This is a genomic window from Serpentinimonas sp. SSL01, assembly GCF_056323735.1.
Map to the genome: position 1 here is coordinate 1,698,552 of NZ_CM150487.1, position 20,240 is coordinate 1,718,791.

The window sequence follows — 20,240 nt, forward strand, 5'->3', positions numbered from 1 at the left end:
GCGGCGCCCACACCCCTTTACGCTCTCCGATGCAAGCCTTCACCGTACACCAGGGCTTGGTGGCCCCGATCGACCGCGAAAACGTCGATACCGACGCCATCATCCCCAAGCAGTTCCTCAAATCCATCCGCAAGACCGGCTTTGGCCCGAATCTGTTCGACGAGTGGCGCTACCTCGACGTCGGCCAGCCGGGGCAAGACCCAGCCAGCCGGCGCCCCAACCCCGACTTCGTGCTGAACCAGCCGCGCTACGCCGGGGCGTCGATTTTGCTGGCGCGCAAAAACTTTGGCTGTGGCTCCAGCCGCGAGCACGCGCCCTGGGCGATCGAGCAGTACGGTTTTCGGGCCCTGATCGCGCCCAGCTTTGCCGACATCTTCTTCAACAACTGCTTCAAAAACGGTCTGCTGCCGATCGTGCTGCCCGAAGCCACCGTGGCCAGTTTGTTCGACGCCGTGCACGCCTTTGCCGGCTACCGCCTGACCATCGACCTGCCGCGCCAGTGCATCGTGCTGCCGCAAGGCGAAGAGATCGCCTTCGAGGTCAACCCCTTTCGCAAGCACTGTCTGCTCAACGGCCTAGACGACATCGGCCTGACGCTGCGCCACGCCGACACCATCCGCACCTTCGAGGTCCAGCGCTTGGCGGCCAAACCGTGGCTGGCGCGCACTTGGCTGGGCTGAGGCCAGCACCTGCAACCCGATCGGCTGACCCGCGCCGCCGCCCTTTGGCCCCGACCGCCTTACTCGACCCACCCAGCGCCCACGCCCGGGCCTCACGCCTTCCAGCTCACACCCCATGAAAATCGCAGTCCTCCCCGGTGACGGCATCGGCACCGAAATCGTCGCCCAAGCGATCAGCGTGTTGCAGGCTCTGGCTTTGCCGTTCGAGTTCGAGCACGCCGCCGTGGGCGGTGCCGCCTACGAGGCGCACGGCCACCCGCTGCCCGAGGCCACGCTCAAGCTGGCGCAGCAGGCCGACGCGGTGCTGTTCGGCGCCGTGGGCGACTGGAAATACGACCGGCTCGAGCGCCACCTGCGGCCCGAGCAAGCCATTCTGGGGCTGCGCAAGCACCTGGGGCTGTTTGCCAACTTCCGCCCCGCCATCTGCTACCCGCAGCTGGTCGATGCCTCCAGCCTCAAGCCCGAGCTGGTGGCCGGGCTCGACATCCTGATCATCCGCGAGCTCACCGGCGACATCTACTTCGGCCAACCGCGCGGCCGCCGCAGCGCCCCAGACGGCCCCTTTGCCGGCAGCGAAGAAGCCTTCGACACCATGCGCTACAGCCGGCCCGAGATCGAGCGCATTGCCCACGTGGCCTTCAAGGCCGCGCGCCAGCGCAACAACAAGGTCACCAGCGTGGACAAGGCCAACGTGCTCGAGACCTTCCAGTTCTGGAAAGACGTGGTGAGCGCAGTGCACGCCCAGTACCCCGACGTGGCGCTGGAGCACATGTATGTCGATAACGCCGCGATGCAGTTGGTCAAGCGCCCCAAGGCTTTTGACGTGATCGTCACCGGAAATATGTTTGGCGACATTTTGTCCGACGAGGCCTCGATGCTCACCGGCTCGATCGGCATGCTGCCCTCGGCAAGCCTGAACGAGCGTGGCCAAGGCCTGTACGAGCCCAGCCACGGCAGCGCACCCGACATCGCCGGGCAAGGCGTGGCCAACCCGCTGGCCACGATTTTGAGCGCGGCCATGATGCTGCGCTTCTCGCTCGGCCAGCCCGAGGCGGCGGCGCGCATCGAGGCCGCAGTGCAAACCGTGCTCGAGCAAGGCCTGCGCACGCCCGACATCATGGCCCCCGGCTGCACCCGCGTCGGCACGGCGCAGATGGGCGCGGCGGTGCGGGCGGCGCTGGGCTGATCCAAGCTCCCTAATTCCAGCCAGCTCCACCGGTGTTAGTCTCTATGCAAATGCTGCCGCAGTGGCTGTACCCTTGGGTGCCCAGCATCGTGCTCGGTGCGCAGATCACCCTGCTCATCGTGGGTGCGTGGCTGCTGCGCGCCCTGTTTGGGCGCTTGGTGCGGAGTACCAGCACGCGCCATGGGCTGCCACCCGAGTTTACGTTTGTCGCCTTGCTCGCGGGCAAGATCGTGATCTACGGTGCCGCCCTGTTGCTGGTGCTCGACCGCCTGGGGGTTTCGGCCACCGTGCTCTGGACCGCGTTCACCGGCTTTGCGGCCGTGGCGGCGGTGGCCTTTTTTGCCGCCTGGAGCGTGCTGTCCAACATTTTTTGCAGTTTTTTGATCTTTGTTACCGGCATCGTGCGCTTGCACGACCACATCGAAGTCGTGGAAAACGGCCAAACCGCTGGGCTCAGGGGCCAAGTGATCGACATCAATCTGATCTACACCACGGTGCAGGAACACAGCGCCGACGGCTCGGGCTCGACCCTGAAGTTTCCCAACAGCATGTTTTTTCAACGCATCACGCGCACTTGGCCGGGCGAGCCGCCCGCGCCAGTGGTCGCGCCCACGGGCGCCGGTGCCGCCTCCCAGCCGCCCAGCGGCGGCGCTACGCCCTAATTGCACCCCCCGGGGGACGGCGGCGCCAGCGCCTCCAGACCCACGCATAAATCACGCCGTTGAACCCCAGCACCAGCGCCCCGAGCAGGTATTGCAGCTCGCGCGTCAGGCCTGCGGGGTAGATCACGGCCAACAGGTAGTGCTCGATGAAGCCGCCCGGGGCCATGCCGGCCTGGCCGGCCTGGAGCCGGAAATGGTTTTCGATGTCGGTGAGCGGGCACGGCGCCCCGGCGATCATGACAAAAAACGCCCAAGCCGCGCACGGCAGTTGCAGCCACGGCACCCAGCGCCACCACAGCGCCAGCACGGCTCCGAACACCGAAAAAACAATGTAGAGCAGGTGGACGCTCATGACCGCTTCGGCCGCGATTTGGTACCACATGGCAGTTTTGCTCCAGACGAAAGAGGCCATCAAAACCCGCGGGCGCTGTGGCGCAGCGCAAACTGCGCTGTCAAGGCCGCAGAGCACCGCAGCGGTCGCCATCGGCTAGAATGTACGACCATGTTTGCCGCCCAATCGTTCACCTCGAACCACACCACCGCCACTCCGGCGCGGGTGTGTGGGCGCGCAATCGTTAAAACCACGACCGGCTAAACCCCAGCCCGGTTCGTCGCGCGCCCCCACCCGGCCAGACGAGCCGGGCAGGACGGTACCCGGGGTCTGGATCCGTATTTCTGCAACCTGAAAGGGCGTTCGTCATGAGCAAGTTGGTAGGTCTGGTGGGCTGGCGCGGCATGGTCGGCTCGGTGTTGATGGATCGCATGACGGCCGAGGGCGACTTCGCGCACATCGACCCGGTGTTCTTTTCCACCTCCAACGCCGGCGGCGCCGCCCCGGCGCAGGCCCAAAGCCAGCGCACACTGCAAGACGCCAACGACGTGGCGGCCTTGGCGCGCTGCGACATCGTCCTCACCTGCCAAGGCGGAGACTACACCAAAGCCGTGTACCCGCGTCTGCGCGCCAGCGGCTGGCGCGGGCACTGGATCGACGCCGCCTCGGCGCTGCGCATGGAACCCGAGGCCGTGATCGTGCTCGACCCGGTCAACGAGGGCCTGATCCGCCAGCGCTTGGCTGCCGGCGGGCGCGACTGGATCGGCGGCAACTGCACCAACTCGATTTTGCTCATGGGCCTGTGCGGCTTGTTCCGCGCCGATCTGGTGGAGTGGGTCAGCTCGATGACCTACCAAGCGGCCTCGGGCGGCGGCGCCAACCACATGCGCGAACTGCTGCAAGGCATGGGCGTGTGCCACGCCGCCGTGGCCGCCGACTTGGCCAACCCAGCCAGCGCCATCCTGGACATCGACCGCAAAGTGGCGCAGGCCATCCGAGATGATGTGCCGCGCGAATACTTCGGTGCCCCGCTGGCCGGTGGCCTGATCCCGTGGATCGACGCGCAACTCGACAACGGCCAGTCCAAAGAAGAATGGAAAGGCCAGGCCGAGGTCAACAAAATCTTGGGCACGGCCCAGACCATCCCGGTCGATGGCCTGTGCGTGCGCATCGGCGCCATGCGCTGCCACAGCCTGGCCCTCACGCTCAAACTCAAGCATGACCTGCCGCTGGCCGAAATCGAGGCCCTGATTCGGGGCGGCAACCCCTGGGTCAAATGGGTTCCCAACGAGCGCCCGGCCAGCGTGGCCGAGCTTACGCCAGCAGCCATCACCGGCGGCTTGCAGGTGGGCGTGGGCCGGGTGCGCAAGCTCAACATGGGGCCGCAGTACCTGTCGGCCTTCGTGATCGGCGACCAACTGCTGTGGGGCGCGGCCGAGCCACTGCGGCGCATGCTGCGCATTCTGCTAGCGGCCTAAGGGCATGGCGGCAAGGGGAATATAAAATCTGTTGCACCAGTGCAACGCAAATCCCCTGCTTGGATGCCATTTGGGCCCCAGATTTGCTTCGGGCTGCTTCTGAGCTTGTGTGTGCAAGCGCTTGATGTTATGGTCGAATAGCTTTGAAAATGACAGAGGTGTCTGTGCCGAATCGCCCTTCAAAAATGCACCCCACGGGACCTGTTGCCTTGGCCACCGACAAACCACCTGCGCCACCCCATCGGCTGCGCTGGCGCTCGGTGGCAGGCGCGGTGGCCATGGTGGCGGCCTTGGCGGTGCCGGCCAGCCAAGCTTGGGCGGTGGCGCTGGGAAGGGTGACGGTGCAATCGCAACTGGGTGAGCCGCTGCGCGCCGAAATCGACTTGCCCCAGCTCAGCGCCCAAGACGCCGCCACCTTGCAAGCCAGCGTGGCGGCGCCCGAGCGCTTTCAGGCGCTCAACCTGAGCTTTAACCCGGCCTTGGCCGATTTGCGCTTTCAATTGGTCACGCTGCCCGACGGCCGCAGTGTCTTGCGCCTGAGCAGCACCGCCGCCATCAACGAACCCTTCCTCGATTTGCTGGTGCAAGCCAACTGGGCCAATGGGCAGCTGCTGCGTGGCTACACCCTGTTGTTCGACCCGCCCAATTTGCGCCCGGCTCCGGCTCCGGCGCCACAGCCGCCGGTTGCGGTTGCACCTCCAGCACCTCCCGCGCCAGCGCCCGCGCCCTTGGTGACCCAGGTGCGTCCGGCCGTGCCGCTGCCCCCAGCCGTCCCTGCCGCCGCCGCACCTGCACGACCCCGCGCCCAAGCGCCTGCCGCCGACCCCACCCCCGCGTCGATCACGGTTCGGCGTGGCGATACCGCCGGCCGCATCGCGCAGGCGCACCTGCCCGGCGGGGTGTCGCTCGATCAGATGTTGGTGGCGCTGCTGCGCGCCAACCCACAAGCGTTCATCGGCGACAATGTCAACCGGCTGCGCGCTGGCGCGGTGCTCGACCTGCCCAGCGCCGAAGCGGCCAACGCCACCCCCGCCCCTGAGGCGCGCCGCATCGTACAAGCCCACAGCCAAGATTTCAACGAGTTTCGGCGTCGCTTGGCCGCATTGGCCCCGGCTCAAGCAGCACCCGAAGCCACCCGCGCCGCTGCCGGTGCGGTGCAAGCCGAAGTCACCGATCCACGACCCGCCGCCGCCGTGCAAGACCGCCTGACGCTCGAGCGCGGCGCCTTGCCCGGAGCCGCTGCCGACCAGTTGGCCCAAGCGCGGCAACAGCAGGCCACGCAGCAGCAAATCACCGAAGTCGAGCGCAACCTGCAAGAGCTCGAGCGTCTGCGCCAAGCTGCGCAGGCCCCTGCCCCGGCCCCTGCAGCGCCGGCCGCTGCCGACGCCACACCAGCTGCGGCCGAAACCGCGGCGGCACCCACACCCGCCGCACCAGTCCTCGAGGCCCCGGCATTGGCTGCACCGCCTGTTCCTCCAGCCCCGGTTGCCGCACCCCCAGCCCCTGCTGCCCCACCAGCGCCTGCGCCGGCCGAAGTGGCTGCGCCCGGTTTGCTTCAGACCCTCAGCACCCACCCCTTGGCGCTGCCCGCAGCGGGTGGTGCCGCAGCCTTGCTGCTGCTGGGGCTGCTGGCCGCGCGCATCCGCAGCCGCCGACAGCAAAATCAAGCCGCTTTGGCTGACCGGGACGATCCGCAATCGGAATCCGAGAACGATGCGCTGGCCGATGCGCCGACCGATGCGCAAGCGACCTCGATGATGTATTCGCCCAGTCAGCTCGATGCGGGCGGCGACGTCGATGCCGTGGCCGAGGCCGAGGTGTACCTGGCTTATGGCCGCGAAAAGCAGGCCGAAGACATTTTACTCGAATCCATCCGTCTGCATCCGGATAGACTGCCTGCACACCTCAAGCTGCTCGAAATTTACGGTCAACGGCGCGACTTGCCCGCTTTCAACGCCGCAGCCCAAACCTTATACCAAGTGAGCGGGGGCACGGGCGACGCCTGGGAGCAGGCGCGCGAGGCCGGCCAGCTGCTCGACCCCGACAACCCCTTCTACCAACTGGTTCCCAGCAGCGCCCCTCCAGCCAGCGCCCTTCTAGGCAGCGCCACGTCAGAGGCAGACAGCCCGTCATCGGTGGTGCCAGATTTTGATTTGGGATTTGCCGAATCCAAATCCGACGCTCTCTCTGAACCCGCATCCCACTCCGGCCCTGCAACAACTTCTGGCCCCGCCTCGCGGCAAGCCATGGATGCGGCCGATGAGGAGCTCGAGTCCCTGCTCGCAGGCACCCGAAAACCCACCACCCCCACAACCGACTTGGCTTTCGATTTCGACTTCGACACCACACCGAAGCCCGCACCGTCGCCTGCGGCAGATACGCCAACCACTGCAGCTTTGCCGAGCGCCATTGCTGCACATGAAATCGACTTCGATCTCGACCTTAGCGACTTCAATACCCCTACACCCAAACAGCCCCCCATCACCCCGAGCGAACCGCCCACCTCAACCCCCGAACCCAACTTGGCTGCCACCTTGCCCAGCAGCGTGCAAGATCTGTCGCTGGACCTCGATCTCGACCTCGAACCCTCAGGGGCCGACCCGCTCGAGACCAAGCTGTCGCTGGCGCAAGAGTTCGACGCCATCGGCGATACCGACGGCGCGCGCTCGCTGGCGCAAGAAGTCGAGTCCGAGGCCACCGGGGCGCTCAAAGAGCGGGCTCGGGCCTTTTTGGCGCAGTTGGGCTAAGCGCCCCCAAGTCCCCGCTGGCACCCCCCCCTTCAGAAAGCCCACGCCTTTGCGCCTCGCGCTCGGACTCAGCTACTCGGGCAGCGCCTACCAGGGCTGGCAGAGCCAAGCCAGCGGCCAGACGGTGCAAGACCACTTGCAGGCCGCACTGGCGACCTTCACCGCCGCCCCGGCCGTGAGCACCCTGTGCGCCGGGCGCACCGACGCCGGCGTGCACGCCCTGATGCAGGTGGTGCACTTCGACACCCCAATCGAGCGCCCGCTGCACGCTTGGGTGCGCGGCTGCAACCGCTACCTGCCGCCCGACATCGCCATCCAGTGGGCGCAGGTGGTGCCGGCCACCTTTCACGCCCGCGCCAGTGCGCTGGCGCGGCGTTACGTCTATGTGCTGCTCGAATCGGCCGTGCGCCCGAGCCTAGAACACGGCCGCGCCGGCTGGGTGTTTCGGCCACTGTCGTTGCCCGACCTGCAGGCGGCGGCGGCGCACCTGCTGGGCCGACACGACTTCACGAGCTTTCGCGCCTCCAGCTGCCAGGCGCTCTCGCCCGTCAAGCACCTGCGCCGGCTCGATATTTCGCGCCACGGCGCCTACTGGCGCTTCGAGTTCGAGGCCGACGCCTTTTTGCACCACATGGTGCGCAACCTCATGGGCTGCCTGCTGGCCGTGGGCCAGGGTTTGCACGCGCCCGACTGGATCGCGGACGTGCTGGCGGCGCGCAGCCGCGCCGTCGCTGCGCCCACCTTCGCCCCCGACGGGCTGTATTTTCTGGGCCCGGTCTATGCGCCGCACTGGGGCCTGCCAGACCGGGTTGCGGGGCTGGACTGGTTGCCCCAAAGCCCCTAGTTGTCGCTTGCATCCCCGCCTGCTCCCACCTTTGCTCCCATCTTTGCTCCCACCTTTGCCACCCCCGCAGATAGCGCCCGTCCCATGCCACACCGCACCCGCATCAAAATCTGTGGCCTCACCCGCCCGTCTGACCTGCACTGCGCCACCGCCGCCGGGGCCGACGCCGTGGGCTTCGTGCTCTACCCGCCCAGCGTGCGCGCGCTCACGCCGGCGCAGGCGGGCGCGCTGGCGCGGCTGCTGCCACCCTTTATCACGCCGGTGCTGCTCTACGTCAACCCCAGCGCCGCCGAGGTGCAGGCCGGTTTGGCAGAGGTGCCCCACGCGCTGCTGCAGTTTCATGGCGACGAATCGCCCGCCCAATGCCAGGCGCTGGCCCAAGGCCGGCCCTATCTGCGCGCAGCGCGCATTCCGCTGGGTGCCGACGCGGCGCGCTTCGATCTTCTAGAATACGCCGAACAACACGCTGGCGCACAAGCGCTGTTGCTCGACGCCCAAGTGCCGGGCTACGGCGGCGCCGGGCATTCTTTTGACTGGACGGCATTCGATTGGTCACACCCCGCACTAAACGCCAGCTCTCGCCTCGTTTTGTCTGGTGGACTCACGCCTGCAAACGTGGCCGATGGCGTGCGCCTACTGCGCCCGTGGGCGGTTGATGTGAGCTCCGGGGTCGAGGCCGGGCGCGGCATCAAGTGCCCCGATTTGATCGCCCGCTTCGTCGCCGCTGTGCGCTTGGCCGACTCGGCCCTTGCCGCACCCCAGCCCCTCACATCCCCACCGTCATGTCCAACGCCACCGCCACCGCCCTAGCCCCCACCAGCAGCCCCCCCTACCAGCAACCCGACGCCAGCGGCCACTTCGGCCCCTACGGCGGCAGCTTTGTCAGCGAAACGCTCACCCACGCCCTGTCCGAGTTGCGCGAGGCCTACGCCCGCACCCAGCACGATCCCGAGTTCCAGCGCGAATTCCGCTACGAACTGGCGCACTTCGTCGGCCGGCCCTCACCCATCTACCACGCGGCGCGCACCAGCCGCGAGCTGGGCGGGGCGCAGATCTTCCTCAAGCGCGAAGACCTCAACCACACCGGCGCGCACAAAATCAACAACGTCATCGGCCAAGCCATGCTGGCGCGGCGCATGGGCAAAGCGCGCATCATCGCCGAGACCGGCGCCGGCCAGCACGGCGTGGCCACCGCCACCATCTGCGCCCGCTACGGGCTCGAGTGCGTGATTTATATGGGCGCCGAAGACCTCAAGCGCCAGCTGCCCAACGTCTATCGCATGAAGCTGCTGGGCGCCACCGTGGTGCCGGTGACGTCGGGCAGCCAGACCCTCAAAGACGCGCTCAACGAAGCCATGCGCGACTGGGTCACGAACGTCGAGCACACCTTCTACCTCATCGGCACCGTGGCCGGGCCGCACCCCTACCCGATGATGGTGCGCGATTTCCAGTGCGTGATCGGCGAAGAATGCCTGCAGCAGATGCCCACCCTGCTGCGCGAGCTCGGCCTGCCGGGCAACGGCGCCGAATTGCAACCCGATGTGGTGCTGGCCTGCGTGGGCGGCGGCAGCAACGCGATCGGGATTTTCCACCCCTACATCGACCACCCGCACACGCGCCTGATCGGCGTCGAGGCCGCCGGTGAAGGGCTCGAGAGCGGCCGCCACGCCGCCTCGCTGCAAAAGGGGCTGCCCGGCGTGCTGCACGGCAACCGCAGCTACGTGTTGCAAGACGAAGACGGCCAGATCATCGAGACCCACAGCGTCAGCGCCGGGCTGGACTACCCCGGCGTCGGCCCTGAGCACGCCTGGCTCAAAGACAGCGGCCGCGCCAGCTATGTGGGCATCACCGACGCGCAGGCGCTGGCCGCCTTCCACCGCCTGTGCCGCCACGAGGGCATCATCCCGGCGCTCGAATCCAGCCACGCGCTGGCCTACGCCTTCGAGCTCGCCCCCACCCTGCGCCCCGATCAATCGATCCTCGTCAACCTCTCGGGCCGCGGCGACAAAGACCTGGCCACCGTATCCGAACTCGCCGGAGTGAGCGCATGAGCCGCATCGATGCCACCTTCAGCCGCCTGCAAAGCCAGCGCCGCAAAGCCCTCATCCCCTACGTGACGGCGGGCTTCCCGCAGGCCGACGGCACGCCCGCCCTGATGCAGGCGCTGGTGCAGGGCGGGGCCGACATCATCGAGCTCGGCGTGCCGTTCTCCGACCCGATGGCCGACGGCCCAGTGATCCAGCAAGCCGGCGAACGGGCGCTGCGCGCCGGCGTCGGGCTGGTGCAGGTGCTCGATATGGTGCGCGCCTTTCGCACCCACGACCGCCTCACGCCCGTGGTGCTGATGGGCTACGCCAATCCGGTGGAGCGCTACGAGCTCAAGCGCGGCGCTGGCGCCTTTGCGCGCGACGCCGCTGCCGCCGGCGTCGATGGCGTGCTGATCGTCGATTACCCGCCCGAGGAATGCCAAGCCTTTGCCGCCGCCCTCAAGGCGCAGGGGCTGGACCTGATCTTTTTGCTCGCCCCCACCAGCAGCGAGGCGCGCATGGCCGAAGTCGGGCGCGTGGCCAGCGGCTACGTCTATTACGTGTCGCTCAAGGGCGTGACCGGGGCCGGGCACCTCGACACCGCCGCCGTGGAGGCGATGCTGCCGCGCATCCGCCGGCACGTGCACATCCCCGTGGGCGTGGGCTTTGGCATCCGCGACGCCGCCAGCGCCTGCGCCGTGGGCCGCAGCGCCGACGCCGTGGTGATCGGCACCCGGCTGATCCAGTTGCTCGACAGCGCGCCCCCCGAACAGGCCGGGGCTGTGGCCCGCGCCTTCATGGCCGAGCTGCGGCAGGCGCTCGACGGACTCGAGGGCGGCGGCGCTGGCGGCCCTGTCGCGCTTGCGCCGGCGGGCAATCGGGGATAATCAGCGCCGTCGTAGCCCCCAGATCAGCAAGGAAAACCCGCATGTCCTGGCTCGAAAAACTGCTCCCGCCCAAAATCAAGCGCGCCGACCCGGCCGAGCGCCGCAGCATGCCCGAGGGGCTGTGGCTCAAGTGCCCCAGCTGCGAGGCCGTGCTCTACAAAAGCGACCTCGAGAAAAACCTCAACGTCTGCCCGCACTGCGCGCACCACCACCGCATCGGGGCGCGCGCGCGCCTCAACGCCTTTTTGGATGCCGAAGGCCGCTACGAAATCGGGCAAGAGGTGCTGCCCGTCGATGCGCTCAAGTTCAAGGACAGCCGCAAATACCCCGAGCGGCTCAAAGAGGCGCTGGAGGCCACCGGCGAGACCGACGCCCTGATCGTCATCGGCGGCGCGGTGCAGGGGCTAGATCTGGTCGCGGCGTGTTTCGAGTTCGACTTCATGGGCGGCTCGATGGGCTCGGTGGTGGGCGAGCGCTTCGTGCGCGGTGTCGAGACGGCGATCGAGCAAAAAGTGCCCTTCGTCTGCTTTACCGCCACCGGCGGCGCGCGCATGCAAGAGGGGCTGCTCAGCCTCATGCAGATGGCCAAGACCAACGCCGCCCTGACGCGGCTGGCCAAAAAGGGCCTGCCCTACCTCAGCGTGCTCACCGACCCGACCATGGGCGGCGTCAGCGCCGGCTTCGCCTTTGTCGGCGACGTGGTGATCGCCGAGCCCAAGGCGCTGATCGGCTTTGCCGGCCCGCGGGTGATCGAAAGCACGGTGCGCGTCAAGCTGCCCGAGGGCTTTCAGCGCGCCGAGTTTTTGCTCAACAAAGGCGCCCTAGACCTGATCTGCGACCGGCGCGAGCTGCGCTCCACGGTAGCCAACCTGCTGGCCATGCTGCAGCGCCAGAGCGCGGATGCGGTGCAGGCGGGTTGAATACGGGGCTACAAGGGCTCAGGGCAATAGGCTGAGCGCCTGCATGTAGCGCGGGCTCACCATCAGCTCGTCCCACAGCGGCGCGGGCGCAGCGGGCAGCAGCTCGAGGCGGCGCTGCTCGCTCAGGGCGCTGGGCTGCCAGCGGCCTTCGATCTGGGCGCGGCTCAGGCCGTCGATGAGTTCGTCGATCGGCGCGCCGTCGTCCACCACGCTCTGGTTGCACAGCAGCACCAGGTCGCAGCCGGCGTGCAGCGCGGCCAGCGCGGCCTCGGTGCTGCCGATCTCGCGCCCGTCGAGGCGGCGCGCCCCGGCCATGCTCAGGTCGTCGCTGAACACGGCGCCGCCAAAACCCAGCTGCTGGCGCAAAATGCCCTCGATCCAGCGCGCTGAGAATCCGGCCGGGCGCGCATCCACCTGGCTATAGACCACGTGCGCGGGCATGACGGCGTCCAGGCTGGCTTGCAACCAGCCGTAGGGGGCGGCGTCGGCCACCAGGATGGCTTCGAGGCTGCGCTCATCCACGGGAATCTCGTGGTGAGAATCGGCTGCCACATAGCCGTGGCCAGGAAAGTGCTTGCCGCAGTTGCGCATGCCCGCTTGCAGCAGGCCGTGCATGAGCGCCTGAGCCAGCACGCTGACCACGCGCGCATCGGCGCCCAAGGCGCGGTCGCCGATCACGGCGCTGCCGCCGTGGTCGAGGTCCAGCACCGGGGTGAAGCTCAGATCGACGCCGCAGGCACGCAGTTCGGCCGCCAGCACGTAGCCGCAAGCGGTGGCGGCGCGGCAGGCGGCGAGCGCGGCGGCGCCGGCTGGCTGCGGCGCCTCACCCAGCCACATCTGCCCCAGCGCGCGCATGGGCGGCAGGTGCGTAAAGCCGTCGCTGCGAAAGCGCTGCACGCGGCCGCCTTCGTGATCGACGCAGATCAACAAGTCGGGGCGCACTTTTTTGATCTGCCGGCACAGCTTGGCGAGTTGGGCGCGGCTCTCCCAGTTGCGGCCAAACAAAATCACACCGCCCACCAGTGGGTGTGCAAGGCGCTGGCGCTCGGTTTTGTTGAGCCGGGTACCGGCGACGTCGATGATCAGGGGGGCGTGTTGCATGGGTTGTGCTCCACCACCACGAAGCTGGTGGCATAGTCGGTTTCGTCGCTTAAAGTCACGTGGGCGCGCAGGGCGCGCGCCGCAAACCAGTCGTTGAGGGCGCCTTGCAGCTGCACACTGGGCTGGCCGCTGGGCAGGTTCAAGATTTCGCAATCGCGCCAGCGCATGGGCAGGTGCAGCCCCAAGCCGATGGCTTTGCTGAAGGCTTCTTTGGCGCTAAAGCGCGTGGCCAAGTAGCGCAGGCCGCGCTCGGGACTGCGCGCGCTGCGCTGTTGCCAGATGACCAGCTCGTGCGGTCCGAGCACGCGCTGGGCAAAGCGCGGCCCGTGGCGTGCCAGCGCAGCGCCGATGCGCCGGATATCGCAGACGTCGGTGCCGATGCCGTAGATCATGGCCGGGGGGTGGCTGGGCTGGCGGCGGCCTCCTCGATGCAGCGCAGGTAATCGCACACCGTGGCGCTGTAGCCGAGCTCGAGCGCGTCGGCGATCAGGGCGTGGCCGATCGAGACTTCGCGCACGCCGGGCACCTGGCGCAAAAAATCGCTCAGGTTGGCGCGGTTCAGGTCGTGGCCGGCGTTCACGCCCAGCCCGACATCCAAGGCGGCTTGGGCGGCGGCGGCGTAGCGCTGCAGCTGCGCCTGCAGCGCGGTGCTAGCCTTGCCATCGAGCGGGCAGTCAGCGGCTGAGTGCGCCGCCGCATAGGGCTCGGTGTAGAGCTCGACCCGGTCGGCCCCGAGGGCGCGGGCGGCCGCCATCTGCTCGGGCTCGGCGTCCATGAACAGGCTCACGCGCGCGCCCAGCGCCTGCGCCTGCGCGATCACCGGGCGCAGCCGCTCGGCGTCGGCTGGCAGGCTCCAACCGTGGTCGCTGGTGTACTGGCCCACGCTGTCGGGCACGAAGGTGAGCTGGTGCAGCGGCAGGCCGCGCGCGCGCAACTCGCGCGCCACCTCGAGCAGGTTGTGAAAGGGGTTGCCCTCGATGTTGTATTCGCGCTGCGGCCAGGCTTGCAGCAGTTCGGCGAGCTCAAACACATCGTGGCGGCGGATGTGGCGCTCGTCGGGCCGCGGGTGCACGGTGATGCCGTGCGCCCCGGCTTGCAGGCAGGCCAGCGCGGCGCGCGGCACGCTCGGGATGCCTAGGTGCCGGCTGTTGCGCAGCAGCGCCACCTTGTTCAGGTTGACCGACAAGGCGCAAGGCGTGGGGCTGGCAGCAGGGCGCATGGGGCAATCGGCAAAAAGGAATGAGAAATGAAAAAATGAGCAGCGGCTCAAGCCCTCAACGGCACCAGGGCCGCACCGCACGGGCTGAATACAGATTTGCTGTGGGGTTTGGGCAGGGCATCGTGCAGGGCTCATCCGGGCAGCGCTACCCGGTGGCCCGCCAAGCGCTGCACCTGCTGCACCCAGCGCCGGGTCTGGAACTCGCGCACCCCGCTATGGTAGTGCAAGGCGGCGCGCAACTGGCGCCGCAAGGCCCCGCTGCGGTCTTGCTGGCACAGCGGCAGCAGCGCCGGCCACACCGTTTCTGCCTGCAAGGCCGCGTGCAGCGCCAGCCAATAGTCTGCGCTGCACGCAGCGGCAGCGGAATCGGCACTGGCGGCGGGGGCATTGGGGGAAGCACGGCCCTCCTCCTGCACCCGCTCTTGCACCCGCTGCTCCTGCGTCCGCTCCTGTGCCACCACCCCATCCAGCCCCTCGAGCTGCCCGCCATCCGGCGGCGCCACCTCGCGCAAGCCGCCCTGCGCCTGCAACAGGTAGCGCCCTTCGGGCCGCAGCGGCTGCAGGCTGGCGCTGTCGTGGTCCAAGGCCGGCAACCAGCCCAGCTCGCCCAGCAGCAGCAGCTCGAAAGCGCGCAGCACCCCGGCCTGCGGCGCGCCGGCGGCCAGCAGGGCCAGCGCCTGCGCGTAGTGGTCGAACAGCGCCGGGTGCGGGTCTTCGCGCGCCAGCAGCTTGAGCAGCAGCTCGTTGAGGTAGTAGCCCGCCAGCAAGGCCTCGCCGGGGGGCAGCAGCTGCCCGCCCGGCCAGTGTGCGGCCTTGAGGGTGCGCACCTCGGTCGCGCCGCCCCAGCTCAGGCGCAGCGGCCACAGCGCCAGCAGCACCGAGCGAAACTGCGAAGTCGGGCGCTTCACGCCCTTGGCCACCAGCGCCACGCGGCCGTGGTGGCGGCTGAACACCTCGAGGATCAGGCTCGACTCGCTCCAGTCGTGGCGGTGCAGCACAAAGGCCGGTTCCTCGTGCACACGGCTGGCCTTGGCCGCCGCCGCGCGCGCCATGGCGGCGCTCACTCGTAACCGAAGGAGCGTACGCGGGCCTCGTTGTCGGCCCAGCCCGAACGCACCTTGACCCACAGCTGCAAAAACACCTTGCAGTCCCAGAGTTTTTCTAGCTCTTGGCGCGCTTCGCTGCCGATGCGCTTGAGCTTTTCGCCGCCCTCGCCGATCACCATGCCCTTGTGCCCCTCGCGCTCGACCACGATGGTGGCGGCGATACGGCGCAGCGTGCCCTCTTGCTCGAACTGGTCGATCAGCACCGTGCTGGTGTAGGGCAGCTCGTCGCCGGTGAGTCTGAAGAGCTTTTCGCGCACCATTTCGGCCGCCATGAAGCGCTCGCTGCGGTCGGTCAGGGCGTCGGCTTCGTGCAGCCAATCTTGCTGCGGCAGGTATTTTTCTACGATCGCCAGCAGGCGCTGCACGTCGCGCGCGCTCTTGGCCGACATCGGCACGTATTCAGCAAAAGCGTGGCGCTGCTGCATCTGCAACAGCCACGGCGCCAAGTCGGCGCGGTTGGCCACGGCGTCGAGCTTGTTGGCCAGCAGCAGCGTGGGCACCTGCGGCGGCAGCAGCGCCAGCACCTGCGCGTCGGCGGGCCCAAAGCGCCCGGCCTCGAGCACGAACACGATCAGATCGACGTCGGCCACGGTGCCGAGCACGGTTTTGTTGAGGCTGCGGTTGAGCGCGTTGCCATGCCGGGTCTGGAAGCCGGGGGTATCGACGAACACGAACTGGCTCGCCCCTTGCGTGAGCACGCCGGTGATGCGGTGGCGCGTGGTCTGCGCCTTGGCCGAGGTGATGCTCACCTTTTGCCCGACCAGCGCGTTGAGCAGCGTCGATTTGCCCACATTGGGCCGCCCGACGATGGCCACCAGCCCGCAGCGGCGCGGCGCCTCCACACCCGCGCTGGCAGCCGGGGCGAAGGCGTCTGGCGCTGCGTCTGCCGATCCCTCTGCCGCTGCTCCAGCCACACCCTCCGCGGCCACACCGCCCGGCATTGGCGGTTGATTGGCAAGAGCGGCAGCCGGGTCTGGGGCCGCCGCAGCCTTGGGCAGCTTGCCCAAAGCCTGCGCCAGCATGGCCTCGAGTTCAGCGGCGCTCTGGGGCTCGCCAGTGGTGGCTGGGGCTGAATCTGGCGTTTGGGCTGGGGGCTTGCTGGGTTTCATGGCTTGGTGTTTTGGAGTTGTTGCAGCAGCTGCGCGGCAGCGGCCTGCTCGGCGGCGCGGCGCGAGCTGCCCTGGCCGCGCGCGCTCTGGCCGGTCTCGTTGATCTGGCACTGCACCTCGAAGGTCTGCAGGTGCGCTTGGCCGCGCGTCGCCGCCACGGTGTAGAGCGGCAGCTGCATTTTGCGCCCCTGCAACCACTCTTGCAGGGCGGTTTTGGCGTCTTTGCCGTGCGCGCCTTGGCCCGGACGCAGGTCGATGCCCGCATACAAGCGGCGGACCAGCGCCTCGGCAGCGGCAAAGCCGGCGTCGAGGTACACAGCACCCAGCAGCGCCTCGAGCGCGTCGGCCAAAATCGAGGCCCGCTGGCGGCCCCCGGAGCGCGCCTCGCCCTCGCCTAGGCGCAGCAGCTCAGGCAAGCCCAGCGCCAGCGCCAGCCGGTGCAGCGTGTCTTGCTTGACCAGGTTGGCGCGGGTGCGCGACAGCTCGCCCTCGTTGTGGCTGTCTAGGTGCTGGTAGAGCAAGGTGGTGACGGCCAAGCTGAGCACCGAGTCGCCCAGCAGCTCGAGGCGCTCGTTGTGTTCGGCGGCAAAGCTGCGGTGCGTGAGGGCGCGCAGCAGCAAGGCGGGGTCGGTGAAGCGGTGCCCGATGCGCTCTTGCAGCGCCAGCAGCGCCGCCGGGGCAGTTTGGGCAGCCGGGGGCGCTGGGGTCTCCGCACCCGTGTCGCTGGCGGGCATCAGTGGCTGCTTCCCCGGTATTTGAGCACCAGGTAAGCCGGCCCAAACAGGTGGATTTCCTCGTCGTAGGCAAACTCCACCAGCAGGCGGTCGTTGGTGCGCGTGATGACCAGATCAGCGCCCGTGACGGCGTCGAAATAGCCCACCGTGCGCGTGCGCTCAAAGGCCGTGCGCACCTCCGCCGGAGTCTGCCCGGTAAGCGCGGCTTGCTGCACGGCGCGCTGAATCGACTGGAATTCGATCACCGTGGGCACCACCCGCGCGGTCAGAACCGCCAGCGCCGCCACCACGACCCCGATCAGGACGATACCCAGAAAACTGACCCCACGCTGCTGACGCTTCATGAGCCGACTCCATTGCCATGCAAAAGGTGCATCTTAATCAATCGCCGCGCGCCGGGTTCACTCAAAGCCCCCGATGCGGCTCAAATCGCCAAAATTCATCCAAACGAAAAAAGCCTTGCCGACGATGTTGGCCTCGGGCACAAAGCCCCAGAAGCGCGAATCGAGCGAGTTGTCGCGGTTGTCGCCGAGCACGAAAAAGTGCCCTGCCGGCACGGTGCAGGTCACGCCCTCGATGGTGTAGCGGCACAGCTCGCGGTGCGGAAAATCGCCCACAGCGGGGATAAAGGCCGGGCGGTCAGCATCGTTGAGGGTGCGAAAGCGGCGCTCGCCCAGGGTCTCGGCGTATTGCAGCGAGAAGCGCATCGATTCTGGGTCGAAGAACTGCGGCAGCGCCTCGCGCGGCACCTCGACGCCGTTGATCGACAGGCGCTTGTCGAGGAAGGCCACTTCGTCGCCGGGCACGGCCACCACGCGCTTGATGTAGTCTAGGTTGGGCTGCGGCGGGAAGCGAAACACCATCACGTCGCCGCGCGCGGGGGGGTTGTTGGGCAGGATTTTGGTGTGGATCACCGGCAGGCGCACGCCGTAGTGGAATTTGTTGACCAAGATCAGATCGCCCACGTGCAGCGTGGGCAGCATCGAGCCCGAGGGGATTTTGAACGGCTCAAACAAAAACGAGCGCAGCAAAAAGACGATCAAAATCACCGGAAACAGCCCGGCGGTCCAATCCAGCCACCACGGCTGCAACAGGAGTTTGTGCCGCGCCGCCTCGACATCGACGTTATCGCCCTTGATTCCCAGCCGCTCAAACTCGGCCATGCGGCGCTGGTGTTCGGCCTCGAAGCGCTGCGCGGCGGCGCGGCGCTGGGGCAAAAAATGCCAGCGCTCGGCCACCCAATAAACCCCGGTCACCGCCGTGGCCAGCAGCAGCAGCAGCGAAAAATTGCCCTGCACCAGCCCCAGGTACCAGGCCAGCCCGTAGCCACCAAAGGCCGCCAGCACCACCCCGGTGAGGGCGGCCATGCTCGATTCCCGGCTCATTCGTCCACCTGCAAAATGGCCAGAAACGCCTCTTGCGGCACCTCGACCGAACCGATCTGTTTCATGCGTTTTTTGCCCGCTTTTTGTTTTTCGAGCAGCTTGCGTTTGCGCGAGATGTCGCCGCCGTAGCATTTGGCGATCACGTTTTTGCGCAGCGCCTTGACCGTTTCGCGGGCGATGATGTTGGCCCCGATGGCCGCCTGAATGGCGACGTCGAACTGCTGGCGGCTGATGATCTCGCGCATCTTGGCCACCACCGCGCGCGCGCGAAACTGCGACTGGCTGCGGTGCACGATGATCGACAGCGCATCGACCTTGTCGCCGTTGAGCATGATGTCCACCTTGACCACGTCAGAGGCGCGGTACTCTTTGAACTCGTAGTCCATGCTGGCGTAGCCGCGGCTGACCGATTTGAGCTTGTCAAAGAAGTCGAGCACAATCTCGCCCAGCGGCAGCTCGTAGGTGAGCATGACCTGCTTGCCGTGGTAAGCCATGTTGAGCTGCACGCCGCGCTTCTGGTTCGCCAGCGTCATGACCGCGCCCACGTACTCTTGCGGCATGTACAGGTGCACGGTGACGATGGGCTCGCGGATTTCCTGGATGCGCCCGACTTCGGGCATCTTGGCCGGGTTTTCGATCTCCAGCAGCTCGCCATCGCCGCGCAGCACCTGATAGACCACGCTGGGCGCGGTGGTGATCAGGTCTTGGTCGAATTCGCGCTCGAGCCGCTCTTGCACGATTTCCATGTGCAGCAGGCCCAGAAAACCGCAGCGGAAACCAAAACCCAGCGCCTGCGAGACTTCGGGCTCGTAGTGCAGCGCGGCGTCGTTGAGCTGCAACTTTTCGAGCGCGTCGCGCAGCTCCTCGTATTCGCTGGCTTCGCTCGGGTACAGGCCGGCAAAAACCTGCGGCTGCACCTCTTTGAAGCCCGGCAGCGGCTCGGTGGCCAGTTGCAGGTTGGCGCCGCTGCTGCTCTTGATGGCGGTGAGCGTGTCGCCCACCTTGGCCGCCTTGAGCTCGCGGATGCCGGCGATCACATAACCCACCTCGCCGGCACACAACGCCTGGCGCGGCTGGTTGGCGGGGGTGAACACGCCCAGCTTCTCGCTGCTATAGACTGCGCCCGTGGCCATGAGCTTGATGCGGTCGCCGCGGTTCAGGCGGCCATCGACCACCCGCACCAGCATCACCACGCCGACGTAGTTGTCGAACCACGAGTCGATGATCATGGCGCGCAAGGCCGCCTCGGGCTGGCCGCGCGGCGGCGGCACCTTGGCCACCACCAGCTCCAAAATCTCGTCGATGCCCATGCCGGTTTTGGCCGAGCAGGGGATGGCCTCGGTGGCGTCGATGCCGATCACCTCCTCGATCTCTTGCCGCGCCGCGTCCGGGTCGGCCTGCGGCAGGTCCATTTTGTTGAGCACCGGCAGCACCTCCACGCCGAGCTCGAGCGCGGTGTAGCAGTTGGCCACCGTTTGCGCCTCCACCCCTTGGCTGGCATCGACCACCAGCAGCGCGCCCTCGCAGGCGCTGAGCGAGCGGCTGACTTCGTAAGAGAAATCGACGTGCCCGGGGGTGTCGATCAGGTTCAGGTTGTAGGTTTGGCCGTCGCGCGCGGTGTATTGCAGCGCCGCCGTCTGCGCCTTGATGGTGATGCCGCGCTCTTTTTCCAAATCCATCGAATCGAGCACTTGGGCGCTCATTTCGCGGTCGCTCAAGCCGCCGCAGCGGGCGATCAAGCGGTCGGCCAACGTGCTTTTGCCGTGGTCGATGTGGGCGATGATGGAAAAATTGCGGATGTGCTTCATGAAAGGGGCAAACAAA

General features: G+C 67.5%; 20 protein-coding genes. 10 read left to right on the plus strand and 10 right to left on the minus strand.

Going from position 1 to position 20,240, the window contains the following annotated elements:
- Positions 1-29: 29 nt before the first annotated feature.
- From leuD to ACVMK0_RS08030, 3 genes are all read left to right on the plus strand, one after another.
- Complete coding sequence (gene leuD / locus ACVMK0_RS08020; RefSeq protein WP_034113116.1) at positions 30-680, plus strand: 3-isopropylmalate dehydratase small subunit; 651 nt, start codon at positions 30-32, stop codon at positions 678-680.
- A gap of 115 nt (positions 681-795) precedes the next feature.
- Positions 796-1,866 carry a 3-isopropylmalate dehydrogenase gene (gene leuB / locus ACVMK0_RS08025; RefSeq protein ID WP_476463472.1) on the plus strand — a complete coding sequence of 357 codons (1,071 nt, stop codon included), beginning with the start codon at positions 796-798 and terminating at the stop codon, positions 1,864-1,866.
- A 44-nt stretch (positions 1,867-1,910) separates the two neighbouring features.
- Entirely contained in the window at positions 1,911-2,528 is a 618-nt protein-coding gene (locus ACVMK0_RS08030; protein ID WP_045536227.1) for a mechanosensitive ion channel family protein, read from the plus strand.
- Here ACVMK0_RS08030 and ACVMK0_RS08035 read toward each other — a convergent pair.
- Positions 2,518-2,910 carry a DUF2784 domain-containing protein gene (locus tag ACVMK0_RS08035; protein ID WP_045533579.1) on the minus strand — a complete coding sequence of 131 codons (393 nt, stop codon included), beginning with the start codon at positions 2,908-2,910 and terminating at the stop codon, positions 2,518-2,520. The two genes, ACVMK0_RS08030 and ACVMK0_RS08035, sit on opposite strands and share 11 nt — an antisense overlap.
- A gap of 317 nt (positions 2,911-3,227) precedes the next feature.
- On the opposite strand from ACVMK0_RS08035, the gene asd reads away from it, so the two are divergent.
- The 7 genes from asd (at position 3,228) to accD (ending at position 11,762) form a co-directional block, all read left to right on the plus strand.
- Entirely contained in the window at positions 3,228-4,337 is a 1,110-nt protein-coding gene (asd, locus tag ACVMK0_RS08040) for an aspartate-semialdehyde dehydrogenase (RefSeq protein ID WP_476463473.1), read from the plus strand.
- Between the two features lie 209 nt (positions 4,338-4,546).
- Positions 4,547-7,084 carry a FimV/HubP family polar landmark protein gene (locus ACVMK0_RS08045; protein WP_476463474.1) on the plus strand — a complete coding sequence of 846 codons (2,538 nt, stop codon included), beginning with the start codon at positions 4,547-4,549 and terminating at the stop codon, positions 7,082-7,084.
- Positions 7,085-7,133: 49 nt separating this feature from the next.
- Entirely contained in the window at positions 7,134-7,928 is a 795-nt protein-coding gene (gene truA, locus ACVMK0_RS08050) for a tRNA pseudouridine(38-40) synthase TruA (protein ID WP_476463475.1), read from the plus strand.
- An 84-nt stretch (positions 7,929-8,012) separates the two neighbouring features.
- On the plus strand, positions 8,013-8,738 hold the full coding sequence (locus ACVMK0_RS08055; RefSeq protein ID WP_476463476.1) for a phosphoribosylanthranilate isomerase: 726 nt from the start codon (positions 8,013-8,015) through the stop codon (positions 8,736-8,738).
- Positions 8,711-9,979, plus strand: a complete 1,269-nt coding sequence (trpB, locus tag ACVMK0_RS08060; protein ID WP_476463477.1) for a tryptophan synthase subunit beta — start codon at positions 8,711-8,713, stop codon at positions 9,977-9,979. Before ACVMK0_RS08055 ends, trpB begins: the two co-directional genes overlap by 28 nt.
- Entirely contained in the window at positions 9,976-10,842 is an 867-nt protein-coding gene (gene trpA, locus ACVMK0_RS08065) for a tryptophan synthase subunit alpha (RefSeq protein WP_476463478.1), read from the plus strand. The genes trpB and trpA overlap by 4 nt, the downstream gene beginning before the upstream one ends.
- Positions 10,843-10,883: 41 nt before the next feature.
- Positions 10,884-11,762, plus strand: a complete 879-nt coding sequence (gene accD, locus ACVMK0_RS08070) for an acetyl-CoA carboxylase, carboxyltransferase subunit beta (protein WP_476463479.1) — start codon at positions 10,884-10,886, stop codon at positions 11,760-11,762.
- A gap of 18 nt (positions 11,763-11,780) precedes the next feature.
- Here the strand turns inward: accD and nagZ are convergent, their stop codons facing one another.
- The 9 genes from nagZ to lepA form a co-directional block, all read right to left on the minus strand.
- On the minus strand, positions 11,781-12,863 hold the full coding sequence (gene nagZ, locus ACVMK0_RS08075; RefSeq protein ID WP_476463480.1) for a beta-N-acetylhexosaminidase: 1,083 nt from the start codon (positions 12,861-12,863) through the stop codon (positions 11,781-11,783).
- The gene (acpS, locus tag ACVMK0_RS08080; protein ID WP_250961039.1) at positions 12,845-13,255 is read right to left on the minus strand and encodes a holo-ACP synthase; all 411 of its coding nucleotides are present in this window, start codon (positions 13,253-13,255) and stop codon (positions 12,845-12,847) included. Before acpS ends, nagZ begins: the two co-directional genes overlap by 19 nt.
- Positions 13,252-14,082 (minus strand): pyridoxine 5'-phosphate synthase, encoded by an 831-nt coding sequence (locus ACVMK0_RS08085; RefSeq protein ID WP_476463481.1) that lies wholly within the window; start codon positions 14,080-14,082, stop codon positions 13,252-13,254. The genes acpS and ACVMK0_RS08085 overlap by 4 nt, the downstream gene beginning before the upstream one ends.
- A 131-nt stretch (positions 14,083-14,213) precedes the next feature.
- Complete coding sequence (recO, locus tag ACVMK0_RS08090) at positions 14,214-15,134, minus strand: DNA repair protein RecO (RefSeq protein ID WP_476464665.1); 921 nt, start codon at positions 15,132-15,134, stop codon at positions 14,214-14,216.
- Positions 15,135-15,142: 8 nt separating this feature from the next.
- A complete protein-coding gene (gene era, locus ACVMK0_RS08095; RefSeq protein WP_476464666.1) occupies positions 15,143-16,129 on the minus strand; it encodes a GTPase Era in 987 nt (328 codons plus the stop codon).
- Positions 16,130-16,293: 164 nt separating this feature from the next.
- Positions 16,294-17,031, minus strand: a complete 738-nt coding sequence (gene rnc / locus ACVMK0_RS08100; protein WP_476463482.1) for a ribonuclease III — start codon at positions 17,029-17,031, stop codon at positions 16,294-16,296.
- Entirely contained in the window at positions 17,031-17,375 is a 345-nt protein-coding gene (locus tag ACVMK0_RS08105) for a DUF4845 domain-containing protein (protein ID WP_250961035.1), read from the minus strand. The genes rnc and ACVMK0_RS08105 overlap by 1 nt, the downstream gene beginning before the upstream one ends.
- A 57-nt stretch (positions 17,376-17,432) precedes the next feature.
- A complete protein-coding gene (lepB, locus tag ACVMK0_RS08110; protein ID WP_476463483.1) occupies positions 17,433-18,398 on the minus strand; it encodes a signal peptidase I in 966 nt (321 codons plus the stop codon).
- 14 nt (positions 18,399-18,412) lie between these two features.
- Positions 18,413-20,224, minus strand: coding sequence for a translation elongation factor 4 (gene lepA, locus ACVMK0_RS08115; protein ID WP_045536248.1), 1,812 nt, complete (start codon positions 20,222-20,224; stop codon positions 18,413-18,415).
- Positions 20,225-20,240 lie beyond the last annotated feature (16 nt).